The sequence below is a fragment of the Vibrio sp. V23_P3S9T160 genome, from assembly GCF_963886625.1.
GTDB lineage: Bacteria > Pseudomonadota > Gammaproteobacteria > Enterobacterales > Vibrionaceae > Vibrio > Vibrio anguillarum.
On sequence record NZ_CAWPDB010000127.1, the window covers coordinates 1 to 13,612 of the forward strand.

A 13,612-nucleotide genomic window follows, 5' to 3' on the forward strand; every position below is an offset into this window, starting at 1 on the left:
GCAGCCTCAATCGCGGCATTAATCGCTTCAGCGTTATGGCCATCAACCGCAGCAATAACATGCCAGCCGTACGCTTCAAAACGTTTTGGCGTGTCATCAGAGAACCAGCCTTCCACATGACCATCGATAGAGATGCCGTTGTCATCCCAAAACGCAATCAGTTTGCCAAGGCCCAGTGTGCCCGCCAGAGAACACGCCTCGTGCGAGATGCCTTCCATCAAACAGCCATCACCCATGAATACATAAGTGAAGTGGTCAACGATGTCGTGACCCGGTTTGTTGAACTGCGCCGCCAGTGCTTTTTCAGCCATCGCCATGCCGACCGCATTGGTAATACCTTGGCCTAGTGGGCCCGTGGTGGTTTCAATGCCCGGCGCGTAACCGTATTCTGGGTGACCCGGTGTTTTTGAGTGTAATTGACGGAAGTTTTTCAAATCATCAATCGACAGCGCGTAACCGCTCAGGTGCAATAAAGAGTAAATCAGCATTGAGCCGTGGCCGTTTGACAGCACAAAACGGTCGCGGTCAGCCCATTGTGGGTTTTGTGGGTTATGGTTTAAGTGGCCACGCCAAAGAACTTCAGCGATATCCGCCATACCCATCGGTGCACCAGGGTGACCAGAGTTAGCTTGTTGAACACCGTCCATACTAAGAGCACGGATGGCATTGGCGAGTTCTTTATTAGAAACAAGGTTACGGGAAGACATGTCTGCTCCTGAGTGCATTAAGCGAATTCAAATTAACGGAAATGGGCTGAAAATAGCGCGGCTATTCTCTCAAAGCACTTTTCTCACTGCAAACGTTTTACTGGAGAAATAGTGCTCTTTAGCGCTTATTTTTAGGATAAAAAACCAAACTCCAATTTTTCATCTAAATTTAAGCAAACGTTTGGTTTACAGACAGGCGTAAAAATAACTTGTAATTCGACCATTCAAAACTAGAATAGACGTCTAGATGTAGAAACACCTACATAAACTAATGAATAACGATGGTGAGCGAAGCTTGCCATAGTCCAACGATTAAAAGTGGAGCTCTCATGGTTAAGCACCTGTTTACTTCTGAATCCGTTTCAGAAGGCCATCCAGATAAAATTGCAGACCAAATTTCTGATGCAGTTTTGGATGCGATTCTAGAACAAGACATCAAAGCGCGCGTTGCTTGTGAAACTTACGTGAAAACCGGCATGGTCATGGTTGGTGGTGAAATCACTACCTCTGCATGGGTGGACATTGAAGAGCTTACTCGCCAAACCGTTCGTGAAATTGGTTACGTCAACTCAGAGATGGGTTTCGATGCCAATTCTTGCGCCGTTTTGAATACCATTGGTAAACAGTCACCTGATATCAACCAAGGTGTTGATAAGGCCGATCCTAAAGAACAAGGCGCCGGTGACCAAGGTATTATGTTCGGTTACGCGACCAACGAAACTGAAATCCTGATGCCAGCACCGATCACCTACGCTCACCGCTTGATGCAAAAACAAGCAGAAGTGCGTAAAAATGGCACGCTTTCTTGGCTACGTCCTGATGCAAAATCTCAAGTTACCTTCCAATATGACCAAGGTAAAATTGTCGGAATTGATGCAGTCGTTCTTTCAACGCAACATTGCGACTCTATCTCGACAGCTGACCTACGCGAAGGCGTCATGGAAGAGATCATTAAGCCTGTGTTGCCAGCCGAGTGGCTTAGCAAAGAGACCAAATTCTTCATCAACCCAACCGGTCGTTTTGTGATTGGCGGCCCAATGGGTGACTGTGGTTTAACTGGTCGTAAGATCATTGTTGATACCTACGGCGGCGCAGCGCGTCACGGTGGTGGTGCATTCTCTGGTAAAGATCCATCAAAAGTAGACCGTAGTGCAGCCTACGCGGCGCGTTATGTAGCGAAAAACATAGTGGCGGCTGGCCTTGCTAACCGTTGTGAAATTCAGTTGTCATACGCCATTGGTATCGCAGATCCAACCTCAATCATGGTCGAAACCTTTGGTACTGAGAAAGTATCACAAGAGATCATCATTGAAGCGGTACGCCAGCACTTCGACCTACGCCCATACGGCCTACAAGAAATGCTCAATTTGCTGCAACCGATCTACAAGAAAACCGCCGCTTACGGTCACTTCGGCCGTGAAGAGTTTCCTTGGGAAGCGACTGACAAAGCCGCCATCCTGCGTGACTTTGCTGGCTTGAAGTAATTTTCAACCTAGTTTAAATTTGTAAGCCCTTGCTCATTCGCAAGGGCTTTTTTCTAGGAATGAATCTGTGCCTAATTTTGAGCTACATTACCGCGCGCAAGTAAAAGCAAAACAGTGCATCACAACCGCTCGTCACTATTTTCAACACGACTTCCCTATGCCAAATATCAACTATCAGTTGCGGGGAAAGGCGGCAGGTAAGGCTTATTTACAACGTTGGGAAATCAGACTGAATCCAGTGCTGTTTGCTGAAAATCAACGCGCTTTTCTCGATGAAGTGATCCCACATGAAATCGCCCACCTAATTACCTACCAGCGCTATGGTCGTGTTCGTCCACACGGTAAAGAGTGGCAGGCCGTGATGAATCAAGTGTTTCATTTACCAGCCAATACCACTCATCGCTTTGAAGTCTCTTCTGTGCAAGGCAAAACCTTTGAATATCACTGCGCCTGTGCGCATTATCCGCTCACTGTCCGTCGTCACAATAAAGTGATGCGCAATCAAGCCACCTACCGCTGTCAACACTGTGCACAAACGCTCCATTTTACTGGCGTGCAGCTTTCCTAAATAAACTTTGGTTGCTGCTACTTGAATCCACAGCAGTGGTTACACTCATCTGCAATTAACAACAAAAACATCATTTATTATTCTTTAATCTGAGTGTTAGACTAATAAAAACCATACTTATATCAGTCTAAACGATGTCCTATTTTCGCTTATTGCTTGTGAATAGCAGCTTAGCTCTGTTCTCGTTTTGTGCCCTAGCTGCGCCTCCCGCTTCCTTTTCTCAAGCTAAAAAAGAAGCATTGAAAATCTATCATGATCATCCAGTGAGCTTTTACTGCGGTTGTGACATTGCATGGCAAGGTAAGAAAGGCACGCCCGACTTACAAGCTTGTGGTTACCAAGTTCGCAAACAACAAACTCGCGCCAGCCGTATTGAATGGGAACACGTCGTCCCTGCTTGGCAATTTGGCCACCAGCGTCAGTGCTGGCAACAAGGTGGGCGTAAAAATTGCACCAAAAATGATACTATTTTTCGTTCGATGGAAGCTGACCTTCACAACCTGACGCCGGCGATTGGCGAAGTCAACGGCGATCGTTCAAACTACAATTTCAGTCAGTGGAATGGCGTAGAAGGTGAAAGCTATGGCCGTTGTGAAATGCAGGTCGATTTTAAACAACGCAAAGTCATGCCACCCGATAGAGCACGTGGCTCAATTGCTCGTACCTATCTGTACATGAGCCAAAACTATGGCTTTCAGTTATCCAAGTCCCAAACACAACTAATGCAAGCTTGGAATCGCCAATACCCAGCCGATGAGTGGGAATGCAAACGCGATCAGCGAATTGCCAAAGTTCAAGGCAACCACAACCCATTTGTGCAGCAACAGTGCCGTTCATAAGGTACTTTTTGTGGGCCATTTTCGTGATTGAAACTCGCCCTTGCCCCTTGTTTTTTCAGTGTAAAGCATCCATGTTAATGGCTATTAAACGTCAGGTAGGAACTATCCATGCGTATCCCTAGAATTTATCATCCGACTCCTCTTCAACCCTCAAGCATTATTGCTCTCAATGATGATGCGGCTGGGCATATTGGCCGGGTGTTACGCATGCAAGCGGGCCAAGAAGTACTGCTTTTTGATGGCAGTGGCGCGGAATTCCCAGCGGAAATTACCGAGGTCAGCAAAAAAAATGTGCTGGTCAATGTGTTGAAAAGAGTCGAAAGCAGCTGTGAATCGCCTCTTAATTTACACCTTGGGCAGGTGATCTCGCGTGGAGACAAAATGGAGTTCACCATTCAAAAATCGGTCGAACTTGGCGTCAATACCATCACGCCTTTGATTTCTGAACGTTGCGGCGTGAAATTAGATGCCAAACGTTTTGAGAAAAAACTTGAACAGTGGCAAAAAATTGCAATCAGCGCTTGTGAGCAGTGCGGCCGCAATATAGTGCCGCTGATCCGCCCAATTATGCAGTTGGAAGAGTGGTGTGCCGAACCCAGTGATGCGCTCAAGCTCAACTTACATCCACGTGCGAAGTATTCGATTAATACCCTGCCTCAACCCATCAATAAAGTCCGTTTGTTGATTGGCCCTGAAGGGGGCTTATCAGAATCAGAAATTAGCATGACTGAACAGTACCATTTTGAAGAAACCTTGCTAGGCCCACGCGTACTGCGTACTGAAACTGCGGCCTTAACGGCTATTACTGCTCTTCAAGTTCGCTTTGGCGATCTTGGCTAACCGGAGAAAAACAATGATTAAACTTGGTATCGTCATGGACCCTATCTCGTCCATTAACATCAAAAAAGATTCCAGCTTTGCCATGTTGCTAGAAGCGCAGCGTCGTGGTTATGAAATCCACTATATGGAGATGAATGATCTACACTTAGATCAAGGTGTCGCTTTTGCCGATACCAAAGTAGTGACATTAAAAGAAGATCCGAACGGTTGGTATGAGTTTTTATCTGAGCAAACTATTCCACTGGCTGATCTCGATGCAGTGTTGATGCGTAAAGATCCGCCGTTTGACACTGAATATATCTACGCAACCTACATTCTAGAACGAGCAGAAGAAGCAGGAACATTAATCGTCAATAAGCCGCAAAGCTTACGTGACTGCAATGAGAAACTGTTTACGGCATGGTTCCCTGAACTAACGCCAACCACCATAGTGACGCGTAAAGCGGAAAAAATTAAAGCCTTCCGCGCGCAACATGGTGATGTGATTTTAAAACCGTTAGACGGTATGGGCGGGGCATCTATCTTCCGCGTTAAAGAGGGTGATCCAAACGTATCTGTCATTATCGAAACATTAACTAACCACGGCCAAAACTACTGTATGGCGCAAACTTTTGTACCTGACATCAGCAACGGTGATAAACGTATTTTAGTGGTCGATGGTGAACCAATGCCTTACTGCCTAGCGCGAATTCCGGCGCAAGGTGAAACCCGTGGCAATTTGGCAGCTGGTGGCCGTGGTGAAGCGCGCCCGCTAAGCGAAACCGATAAAAAAATTGCTCAAACTATTGCTCCAACATTGAAAGAAAAAGGCTTAATCTTTGTCGGACTTGACGTTATTGGCGACAAGCTCACTGAGATCAACGTGACGAGCCCTACGTGTATTCGTGAAATAGAGGCCGCCTTTGATATCTCAATTACCGGTAAGTTGATGGACGCGATTGAGCGTCGAATCAACAAGTCATGCTGAACTGGGCAAACTCTTGCCCAGTAATTTGCGATAGGTTGGAGGCAGTATGAATCTTACAAATCATTTTTTAGTCGCCATGCCAAGTATGAGAGACCCTTACTTCAAGCACAGTGTTATTTACATCTGTGAGCACAATGAAGAAGGGGCGATGGGCTTGATGATTAATGTGCCGATTGATATCACCGTGGGCGGCATGTTAAACCAAGTCGATGTTGAGCCAAGCTATCCGAAGCTTCAACTTGATAGCCTAAAAAGGCCCGTATTGAATGGCGGTCCTGTTTCTGAAGATCGTGGGTTTATTCTACATCGACCGAAAGATCATTATGAATCCAGCATCCGTATGAGCGATGACATTGCCGTCACCACATCGAAAGATATTTTAGCGGTACTGGGCACGGATGCCGAACCAAGTCACTATCTTGTGGCTCTGGGTTATTCAGGCTGGGAGCCCGGTCAGCTTGAGTTAGAGCTGGCTGAAAATTCTTGGTTAACCATTGAGGCCGATCCAGAGGTTATCTTTAATACGCCCATTCACGATAAGTGGAATCAGGCGATTAAAAAATTCGGTATTGATCCCATCCAACTCTCAGCGCAAGCTGGGCATGCTTAACTTTTACGGCTCTAACCTTTACGGCTCTAACTAGGCTACGCGCCTTTTTAGAGCCTTCGTTACACCATGCAAGATACTGATTATGACATCCAGAACCATTATGGCTTTTGACTTTGGCACCAAAAGCATCGGCAGTGCGATTGGCCAAGAAGTTACAGGCACCGCATCGCCACTTAAAGCCTTTAAAGCCAATGACGGAATTCCACATTGGCAAGAGATCGAAAAGCAGATCAAAGAGTGGCAACCCCATTTATTAGTGGTAGGGCTACCAACAGATTTGCACGGCAAAGCATTAGAAACCATTACCCCACGAGCCAAAAAATTTGCGCAGCGTTTACACGGGCGCTTTGGCTTAGCCGTCGAAATGCATGACGAACGGCTTTCAACCCGGGAAGCCCGCGCCGACTTGTTTGCTATGGGTGGCTATAAGGCGCTGAGCAAAGGCAATGTCGATTGCCAATCAGCCGTAGTGATCTTAGAGAGCTGGTTTGAAGCGCAATGGGGCGCGTAACTTAACCTCGCGCAACTTAACTTTAATACAGCGGTGCAGCACAATCCCGAATCGAGTTCGGGATTGTTCATCTTAAACTGCGACTATTCCATATCAATCTGCACATTATCCAATGTACCACTGCTGATCCCTTCGCCACGCTTTGTTTTTAACATTAAACGCAAATCGTTAGCCGAGTCAGCGCTGTGCAGTGCATCTTGTTCACTGATTTTGTCATCAACGACCAGTTGATATAGTGCTTGGTCAAAAGTCTGCATCCCCACTTCTTTTGATTTGCCCATCGTCGCTTTCAATTCGTGCAGATCACCGCGGCGGATCAAATCGGAAATTCGAGGACTATTGAGTAAAATCTCAAACACACCATGTCGTCCCTTGCCATTTTTATCGCGGATCAACTGCTGCCCCACGACGCCTTTGAGGTTCATCGACAGATCAAACAAAAACTGCTCTTTTTGCTCTTTAGGAACCAAATGCAAAATTCGCTCAAGCGCTTGGTTGGCATTGTTAGCATGTAACGTTGCCATACATAAATGACCTGTCTCGGCAAAGGTCATCGCATATTCCATCGTTTCACGTGAACGGATCTCACCAATTAAAATCATATCAGGGGCTTGGCGCAGCGAGTTTTTCAGCGCCACTTCGTAACTCTCGGTATCCAACCCCACTTCTCGCTGGGTCACAATGCAACGCTGATGCTCATGCACAAACTCAATCGGATCTTCCACCGTTAAAATATGCCCTGTTCGGTGCGAGTTACGATAACCCGTCATGGCCGCCATGGTGGTCGATTTGCCCGACCCCGTCGCGCCTACCACCAGCACCAGCCCACGCTTTGCAATCGAGAGATCTTGCAACACACCCGGTAACTTTAATTCTTCAAAAGTGGGGATATGAGTTTCAATGCGGCGGATCACCGCACCGGGCAGCTCGCGTTGGAAAAAAGCACTGACACGAAAGCGGCCAATCTCTCTCACCACTGCAAAATTGGCTTCACGTGTGCGTTGAAATTCACGGCGGCGATCCTCATCCATCATGGCATCTAACAACGCCATCACCTGCGTTTGGGATAACTTTTCGCCATGAGCTCTTAACTCTCCATCGACGCGAAATAACACTGGCGCTCCTACGGTGAGGTACAAGTCGGAAGCTTTTTGAGTCAACATACCCTCAAGACATTGGTTCAGTTCCATGAGCTCTCTCTTAAAATGGTGATGAATTGACTTCCAGTTTTTTCTGCACTTCTTCTTGATCGACAATACCTTGCGCAATCAACTGTTTGGAATTCTGTTCCATGGTTTGCATGCCATGTGCCGCACCCGTTTGGATGATGGAGTACATCTGCGCAACCTTATCCTCGCGGATCAAGTTACGAATCGCTGGAGTGGCAAGCATAATTTCATGACATGCGACGCGGCCCCCACCTAAACGTTTTAGCAACTTTTGCGCAATCACGGCTCGCAATGATTCAGAGAGCATTGAACGAACCATCTCTTTATCACTACCGGGAAACACATCAATGATCCGGTCGATAGTTTTCGCCGCAGAGCTGGTATGTAACGTGCCAAACACTAAATGCCCGGTTTCAGCCGCGGTTAACGCTAAGCTGATGGTTTCTTGATCGCGCAGCTCACCGACCAAGATTACATCCGGATCTTCGCGCAGCGCCGAGCGTAGCGCCGCTTTAAAACTGTGGGTATCTCGGTGCACTTCACGTTGGTTAACCAAACATTTATTGTTGCTATGCACAAACTCAATTGGGTCTTCAATGGTTAAAATGTGTTTGTTGTGATGAGAATTAATGTAATCAACCATTGCTGCCAATGTGGTCGACTTACCCGACCCTGTTGGCCCAGTCACCAGCACCAATCCTTTCTCATAATTGGCGATTTTATTAAAAATGTCAGGTGCTTGTAGTTCTTCCAAGGTTGGGATCACCGTAGGAATCGTCCGGAAAACCGCAGAGCAGCCACGAGATTGATGGAAAGCATTGACACGAAAACGCCCTACATTAGGCAGCTCAAATGAGAAATCCACTTCCAGTTTCTCTTCAAATTCACTACGCTGAGCATCGTTCATGATCTCAAAAATCAAACGATGCACGTCAGCATGAGTAAAAGCAGGCACTCCGAGCTTTCTTACTTCACCATCTATCCGTACCATAGGTGGAACACCTGCAGATAGGTGTAGATCCGAAGCGTTGTGCTTTACACTAAAATCCAGTAGCTCAGCGATATCCATTTAATTTCCTTAGTAAAGTCAGGCTATGAGTAGTATTCAACAAAACATTGAACAGATCACTTCACAAATTGAAAGTGCACAACAAAAGTGTGGACGCGCTCGAGAGAGAGTGCAACTTTTAGCGGTCAGTAAGACCAAACCTGTCGAGGCGATTCTAGAAGCAGCGCGCGCTGGGCAACGTTTATTTGGTGAAAACTATGTGCAAGAGGGCGCGGATAAAGTTCAATACTTCAATACCTTGCACCCCGAACTGGATTTAGAATGGCACTTTATCGGCCCAATTCAGTCCAATAAATCGCGCATTGTAGCCGAGAACTTTGCTTGGGTGCATACGGTGGATCGAAGTAAAATTGCCCAGCGTTTAAATGATCAACGTCCAGCAGGCATGCCACCACTACAGGTCTTGATTCAAGTCAACACCAGCGGCGAAAGCTCGAAATCGGGCATTGGTGAACACGAAATAGTTGAGTTGGCAGAGTTGATATCCGCGCTACCCAACCTCACGTTAAGAGGACTGATGTCTATTCCTGAGAATGTCCCCGATTACGCTGCGCAACTTGCCGCATTTCAAAAACTGGCGAGCTTACAAGCGCAATTGTCTGAACGTTTTTCAGGGTTAGATACGCTCTCAATGGGCATGAGTGGCGACATGCAAGCGGCGATTGAAGCTGGTAGCACTATGGTGAGGATCGGCACCGCTATTTTTGGTGCGCGTGATTACGCTTAGCACTGGCTTATCTATCAACCACATAATAATCAATCAGCGACAAGCAATTAGAGGTCAGCAGATGCAGCAGAGAAACATCACTTTTATCGGTGCAGGCAATATGGCCAAAGCAATTATTGCAGGCTTAGTCGCCAGCGGTTATCCAGCTGATAGAATTACCGCGACCGCACCGTCAGAAACAAGACGCAAACCACTGGAAAGTGCTTATGGCATTCACACCACCAGCGATAATCTTGCCGCAGCGCAGCAAGCCGATGTGGTGGTACTGGCGGTCAAACCGCAGTTGATGGCCAGTGTCTGTCAACCTTTGCAATCCATTGATTTTAGAAATAAGTTGGTGATCTCCATTGCAGCAGGTGTTTCTGCGGCGCGCCTTAATGAGATGCTGGCAACCGAACTACAACTAGTACGCGCCATGCCCAATACACCTTCGCTGATCAATCGAGGCATGAGCGGTCTATTTGCCGCTCCAAGCGTATCAGAGCAAGACAAACGCTTTACCGCACAATTGCTACAAGCCGTTGGTGAAGTGTGCTGGGTTGAAAACGAGTCCGCCATTAATGGCATCATCGCCGCTGCAGGCAGTGCGCCTGCCTACTTCTTTTTGTTTATGGAAGCGATGCAAAATGAAGCCATCGCTCAAGGCTTTGATAAAGAAACGGCCCGTTTGTTAGTACAACAAGCGGCGTTAGGCGCAGCCGAAATGGTGGTGGCAAACCCTGAGATTGAACTCTCGACATTGCGTGAACAAGTGACCTCCAAAGGCGGCACCACCGCCGAGGCGATTCGCACCTTTAACGAGCATCAACTTGCCAATATCGTTGCACAAGCGATGCAAGCGGCCGTAACTCGTGCACAAGAAATGGAAAAACTGTTTTAATCCTAGTGGCGTTTCACTAAGCTATAGCGCAAAAGCGCAAACGACACTCTACTCATATTAAGGGCTAGCTATGAATTCAATGAGTTTTTTGATCTCCACCCTGTTTGATCTGTACATCATGGTCGTAATTTTACGTATCTGGTTACAAACAGCGCGTGCCGATTTCTATAACCCATTCTCCCAGTTTATCGTCAAAGCAACACAACCTGTGGTTGGCCCACTGCGCCGAGCGATTCCATCCATTGGTAGCCTAGATTTGGCCACGGTTCTCTTTGCGTACGTGCTGTGCGTATTGAAATTTATTGCCTTAATGCTGGTGGCATCAGGTGGTGCAGTTAGTTTTAGCGTCTACTTTTTATTCTTAGGCTTACTCTCGTTAGTCAAAGCCGCTGGCGGTTTACTGTTCTGGGTGCTGTTGATCCGCGCTATTCTTAGTTGGGTTAGCCAAGGCCGCAGCCCGATTGAATACGTATTTCATCAATTAACCGAGCCGATGCTTGCGCCGATCCGCCGTATCCTACCAGCGATGGGTGGTTTTGATTTAAGTGTATTGGTGCTGTTTATTGTGCTGCAGTTTGCTAACTTCCTAATGGGCGATTTTATTGGCCCAGTATGGTATCAGTTGTAATGTCATCTGCTGTTTGGCAAGAGGGAGAGGATCTAATCCTCAAGCTCTACATCCAACCCAAAGTAAGCCGCGATAGTATCGTCGGCTTGCATGGTGAGGAACTCAAAATTGCCATCACCGCACCGCCTGTTGATGGCAAAGCCAACGCGCATTTAACCAAATTCTTGGCCAAACAATTTAAAGTCGCCAAAGGTTTAATCGAGATAGAAAAAGGGGAATTGGGACGTCATAAACAAGTCCGAATTCATTCACCTCAAGTGATACCAGAGCCGATTGAAGCCATCTTGTGATGGCTTTTTATTTAGCCCACTCTGTTTTGTAAGGAGCACCACATGCGTAAATGGATGATAGCGTTTGTTATAGCCTTTATTTCGCTACCCACACTCGCCGAGCAGTTTCAAACCATCAAGAATGTTGAAGTTCACTACTCAGCTTTCAACTCAACATTTTTAACGCCACAAGTGGCGCGCAGTTATCAGTTAAAACGTAATGGTTACTCGGCTATTTTAAACATCAGCGTATTAGATAACTCGGCCTTAGGTAAACCAGCTATGGAAGCGACACTCAAAGGCAATGCGAAAAACCTAATCGGTCAGGTACGTGAACTTGAATTTAAACAATTCAAAGAGGGCAACGCGATTTATTACCTCGCTGAATTCCCCATTACCAATGAAGAGAATTTGAGTTTTGACATTGAGGTTGATGCGGGCTTAAAAGGCACCGGTAAGCTTAAATTCACCCAAAAATTCTACGTCGAAGAATAGAGAAATAGTGCAATGAAAAAAATAGTATTAGCCACAGGAAACCAAGGCAAAGTGCGCGAAATGGCTGATCTGCTGGTTGATTTCGGTTTTGATGTAGTGGCGCAAACAGAATTAAACGTCCCAGAAGCCGAAGAGACTGGCACCACCTTTATTGAAAATGCGATCATCAAAGCACGGCATGCTGCCAAAATCACTGGCTTACCTGCGATTGCCGATGACTCCGGCTTAGAAGTGGATTATCTGCAAGGTGCTCCGGGAATTTACTCGGCGCGCTACGCTGGTGAAAATGCCAGTGACCAACAAAACCTAGAAAAATTATTAGCGGCGATGGAAGGTGTACCAGACGAACAACGCACCGCTCGTTTTCATTGCGTGCTGGTTTTCATGCGTCACGAAAATGACCCAACACCATTGGTCTGCCATGGTACGTGGCAAGGTCGCATCTTGCACCAAGCTCACGGCAGTAACGGTTTTGGTTATGATCCGATCTTCTTTGTCCCTGAAGATAACTGCGCTTCAGCTGAACTGCTACCTGCACGTAAAAAGCAGCTTTCACATCGTGGCAAAGCGCTAAAAATGCTATTTAAAACCTTAAGCGAGCAAAATTCATAATGTTGCAACCACCCGCGCTGAGTTTGTACGTGCACATCCCGTGGTGTGTACAAAAATGCCCCTATTGTGATTTTAACTCTCACGCGCTAAAGCACGATATTCCTGAACGTGAATACATTGATGCTCTATTGGAGGATCTCGATACCGATATCGCCAAATACCGCCTTGCAGACCATCCTCGCCCATTGCATTCCATTTTTATTGGCGGTGGTACACCGAGTCTTTTTTCTGCTGAAGGTATTGCTCGCCTGCTGCAAGGCATTGAAGCGCGTATTGCGTTTAAGCCTGGGATTGAAATCACCATGGAGGCCAACCCGGGCACGGTAGAAGCTGACCGTTTTGTTGGATATCGACAAGCAGGGGTGACGCGCATCTCGATTGGTGTACAAAGTTTTGAGCCACAAAAACTGGCACGTTTAGGGCGAATTCATGGTCAGCAAGAGGCGGTTAATGCCGCTCAATTAGCTCATCAAATTGGCTTAAACAGCTTCAACTTAGATTTGATGCATGGCTTACCCGATCAAAATTGTGAACAAGCGCTGGCCGATTTAGACAAAGCGATTGCACTAAACCCACCTCATCTTTCTTGGTATCAACTGACCATTGAACCTAATACGGTTTTCTACTTTAAACCGCCTATTTTGCCAGATGATGACGCACTGTGGGATATTTTTGAGCTGGGTCACCAAAAATTGGCCGCCGCTGGGTACGTGCAGTATGAAATTTCTGGCTATAGCAAACCCGGCTATCAATGCCAACACAACTTAAATTACTGGCGCTTTGGTGATTATCTGGGGATTGGTTGTGGCGCGCATGGCAAGCTCAGCTTTAACGACGGGCGTATTGTACGCACCACTAAGGTGAAGCATCCGCGTGGCTATCTCAATTTACTCAAACCTTACTTGGATGACGAATTTGAAGTCGCCGCTGCGGATCGCCCTTTTGAATTCTTCATGAACCGCTTTCGCTTGATGGAACCTTGTCCGAAACAAGACTTTGTTGAAACAACTGGATTAAGTTTAAGCGTGATTCAGTCAACGATAGATTGGGCACTAGCCGAACACTATTTAACGCAAACCGAAAGTCACTGGCAAATCACAGAAAAAGGAAAACTGTTTCTTAATGACTTGCTCGAAGCCTTTATGGCTGACGACTAAAAAGATAAACCCAGAGATTGGCTAACCTAATCGGTAGCCAATCTTTTGCCAAAAGCACGGGCTGTCAGAGAATATTGAAC

16 protein-coding genes and 1 pseudogene are annotated in these 13,612 nt (G+C 46.7%); 14 read left to right on the forward strand and 3 right to left on the reverse strand.

Annotation, left to right across the window (positions count from 1 at the left end; translation table 11 throughout):
• Positions 1-707, reverse strand: a pseudogene (locus AACU59_RS09970) (transketolase family protein); the annotation flags it as partial.
• 329 nt (positions 708-1,036) lie between these two features.
• On the opposite strand from AACU59_RS09970, the gene metK reads away from it, so the two are divergent.
• The 7 genes from metK (at position 1,037) to ruvX (ending at position 6,526) form a co-directional block, all read left to right on the forward strand.
• A complete protein-coding gene (gene metK, locus AACU59_RS09975) occupies positions 1,037-2,191 on the forward strand; it encodes a methionine adenosyltransferase (protein WP_161437741.1) in 1,155 nt (384 codons plus the stop codon).
• A 67-nt stretch (positions 2,192-2,258) separates the two neighbouring features.
• A complete protein-coding gene (locus AACU59_RS09980) occupies positions 2,259-2,759 on the forward strand; it encodes a SprT family zinc-dependent metalloprotease (RefSeq protein WP_013857812.1) in 501 nt (166 codons plus the stop codon).
• Positions 2,760-2,893: 134 nt separating this feature from the next.
• Positions 2,894-3,598: a deoxyribonuclease I gene (gene endA, locus AACU59_RS09985; protein WP_010320652.1), complete on the forward strand. Its 705-nt coding sequence runs from the start codon at positions 2,894-2,896 to the stop codon at positions 3,596-3,598.
• 108 nt (positions 3,599-3,706) lie between these two features.
• The gene (gene rsmE, locus AACU59_RS09990; RefSeq protein WP_013857814.1) at positions 3,707-4,438 is read left to right on the forward strand and encodes a 16S rRNA (uracil(1498)-N(3))-methyltransferase; all 732 of its coding nucleotides are present in this window, start codon (positions 3,707-3,709) and stop codon (positions 4,436-4,438) included.
• 13 nt (positions 4,439-4,451) lie between these two features.
• Positions 4,452-5,405: a glutathione synthase gene (gene gshB, locus AACU59_RS09995; protein ID WP_040122940.1), complete on the forward strand. Its 954-nt coding sequence runs from the start codon at positions 4,452-4,454 to the stop codon at positions 5,403-5,405.
• Between the two features lie 46 nt (positions 5,406-5,451).
• Positions 5,452-6,015 carry a YqgE/AlgH family protein gene (locus tag AACU59_RS10000; protein WP_094145142.1) on the forward strand — a complete coding sequence of 188 codons (564 nt, stop codon included), beginning with the start codon at positions 5,452-5,454 and terminating at the stop codon, positions 6,013-6,015.
• A gap of 82 nt (positions 6,016-6,097) precedes the next feature.
• Complete coding sequence (gene ruvX / locus AACU59_RS10005) at positions 6,098-6,526, forward strand: Holliday junction resolvase RuvX (protein ID WP_013857817.1); 429 nt, start codon at positions 6,098-6,100, stop codon at positions 6,524-6,526.
• An 83-nt stretch (positions 6,527-6,609) separates the two neighbouring features.
• Here the strand turns inward: ruvX and AACU59_RS10010 are convergent, their stop codons facing one another.
• A complete protein-coding gene (locus tag AACU59_RS10010) occupies positions 6,610-7,716 on the reverse strand; it encodes a PilT/PilU family type 4a pilus ATPase (RefSeq protein WP_017045509.1) in 1,107 nt (368 codons plus the stop codon).
• A 10-nt stretch (positions 7,717-7,726) separates the two neighbouring features.
• Positions 7,727-8,764 carry a type IV pilus twitching motility protein PilT gene (locus AACU59_RS10015; protein WP_013857819.1) on the reverse strand — a complete coding sequence of 346 codons (1,038 nt, stop codon included), beginning with the start codon at positions 8,762-8,764 and terminating at the stop codon, positions 7,727-7,729.
• Positions 8,765-8,789: 25 nt separating this feature from the next.
• Between AACU59_RS10015 and AACU59_RS10020 the strand changes: the two genes are divergently transcribed.
• The 7 genes from AACU59_RS10020 (at position 8,790) to hemW (ending at position 13,532) form a co-directional block, all read left to right on the forward strand.
• Positions 8,790-9,491 carry a YggS family pyridoxal phosphate-dependent enzyme gene (locus tag AACU59_RS10020; RefSeq protein WP_017048292.1) on the forward strand — a complete coding sequence of 234 codons (702 nt, stop codon included), beginning with the start codon at positions 8,790-8,792 and terminating at the stop codon, positions 9,489-9,491.
• 61 nt (positions 9,492-9,552) lie between these two features.
• Positions 9,553-10,371, forward strand: a complete 819-nt coding sequence (gene proC / locus AACU59_RS10025) for a pyrroline-5-carboxylate reductase (RefSeq protein ID WP_026028958.1) — start codon at positions 9,553-9,555, stop codon at positions 10,369-10,371.
• Between the two features lie 70 nt (positions 10,372-10,441).
• Complete coding sequence (locus tag AACU59_RS10030; protein ID WP_094145143.1) at positions 10,442-10,999, forward strand: YggT family protein; 558 nt, start codon at positions 10,442-10,444, stop codon at positions 10,997-10,999.
• The gene (gene yggU, locus AACU59_RS10035) at positions 10,999-11,289 is read left to right on the forward strand and encodes a DUF167 family protein YggU (RefSeq protein WP_094145144.1); all 291 of its coding nucleotides are present in this window, start codon (positions 10,999-11,001) and stop codon (positions 11,287-11,289) included. The genes AACU59_RS10030 and yggU overlap by 1 nt, the downstream gene beginning before the upstream one ends.
• Positions 11,290-11,331: 42 nt before the next feature.
• Positions 11,332-11,763 (forward strand): DUF4426 domain-containing protein, encoded by a 432-nt coding sequence (locus tag AACU59_RS10040; protein WP_013857823.1) that lies wholly within the window; start codon positions 11,332-11,334, stop codon positions 11,761-11,763.
• 12 nt (positions 11,764-11,775) lie between these two features.
• Entirely contained in the window at positions 11,776-12,375 is a 600-nt protein-coding gene (locus AACU59_RS10045; RefSeq protein ID WP_017042394.1) for an XTP/dITP diphosphatase, read from the forward strand.
• Positions 12,375-13,532, forward strand: coding sequence for a radical SAM family heme chaperone HemW (gene hemW / locus AACU59_RS10050; protein WP_094145145.1), 1,158 nt, complete (start codon positions 12,375-12,377; stop codon positions 13,530-13,532). Before AACU59_RS10045 ends, hemW begins: the two co-directional genes overlap by 1 nt.
• Positions 13,533-13,612 lie beyond the last annotated feature (80 nt).

Excerpts from the sequence above, each read along its gene's own strand:
- AACU59_RS10030 (WP_094145143.1), top strand. The coding sequence starts at position 10,442 with ATGAATTCAATGAGTTTTTTGATCTCCACCCTGTTTGATCTGTACATC.
- endA (WP_010320652.1), top strand. The coding sequence starts at position 2,894 with ATGTCCTATTTTCGCTTATTGCTTGTGAATAGCAGCTTAGCTCTGTTC.
- AACU59_RS10045 (WP_017042394.1), top strand. The coding sequence starts at position 11,776 with ATGAAAAAAATAGTATTAGCCACAGGAAACCAAGGCAAAGTGCGCGAA.
- rsmE (WP_013857814.1), top strand. The coding sequence starts at position 3,707 with ATGCGTATCCCTAGAATTTATCATCCGACTCCTCTTCAACCCTCAAGC.
- gshB (WP_040122940.1), top strand. The coding sequence starts at position 4,452 with ATGATTAAACTTGGTATCGTCATGGACCCTATCTCGTCCATTAACATC.
- yggU (WP_094145144.1), top strand. The coding sequence starts at position 10,999 with ATGTCATCTGCTGTTTGGCAAGAGGGAGAGGATCTAATCCTCAAGCTC.
- proC (WP_026028958.1), top strand. The coding sequence starts at position 9,553 with ATGCAGCAGAGAAACATCACTTTTATCGGTGCAGGCAATATGGCCAAA.
- metK (WP_161437741.1), top strand. The coding sequence starts at position 1,037 with ATGGTTAAGCACCTGTTTACTTCTGAATCCGTTTCAGAAGGCCATCCA.
- AACU59_RS10020 (WP_017048292.1), top strand. The coding sequence starts at position 8,790 with ATGAGTAGTATTCAACAAAACATTGAACAGATCACTTCACAAATTGAA.
- AACU59_RS10040 (WP_013857823.1), top strand. The coding sequence starts at position 11,332 with ATGCGTAAATGGATGATAGCGTTTGTTATAGCCTTTATTTCGCTACCC.
- ruvX (WP_013857817.1), top strand. The coding sequence starts at position 6,098 with ATGACATCCAGAACCATTATGGCTTTTGACTTTGGCACCAAAAGCATC.
- AACU59_RS10010 (WP_017045509.1), bottom strand. The coding sequence starts at position 7,716 with ATGGAACTGAACCAATGTCTTGAGGGTATGTTGACTCAAAAAGCTTCC.
- AACU59_RS10015 (WP_013857819.1), bottom strand. The coding sequence starts at position 8,764 with ATGGATATCGCTGAGCTACTGGATTTTAGTGTAAAGCACAACGCTTCG.
- hemW (WP_094145145.1), top strand. The coding sequence starts at position 12,375 with ATGTTGCAACCACCCGCGCTGAGTTTGTACGTGCACATCCCGTGGTGT.
- AACU59_RS10000 (WP_094145142.1), top strand. The coding sequence starts at position 5,452 with ATGAATCTTACAAATCATTTTTTAGTCGCCATGCCAAGTATGAGAGAC.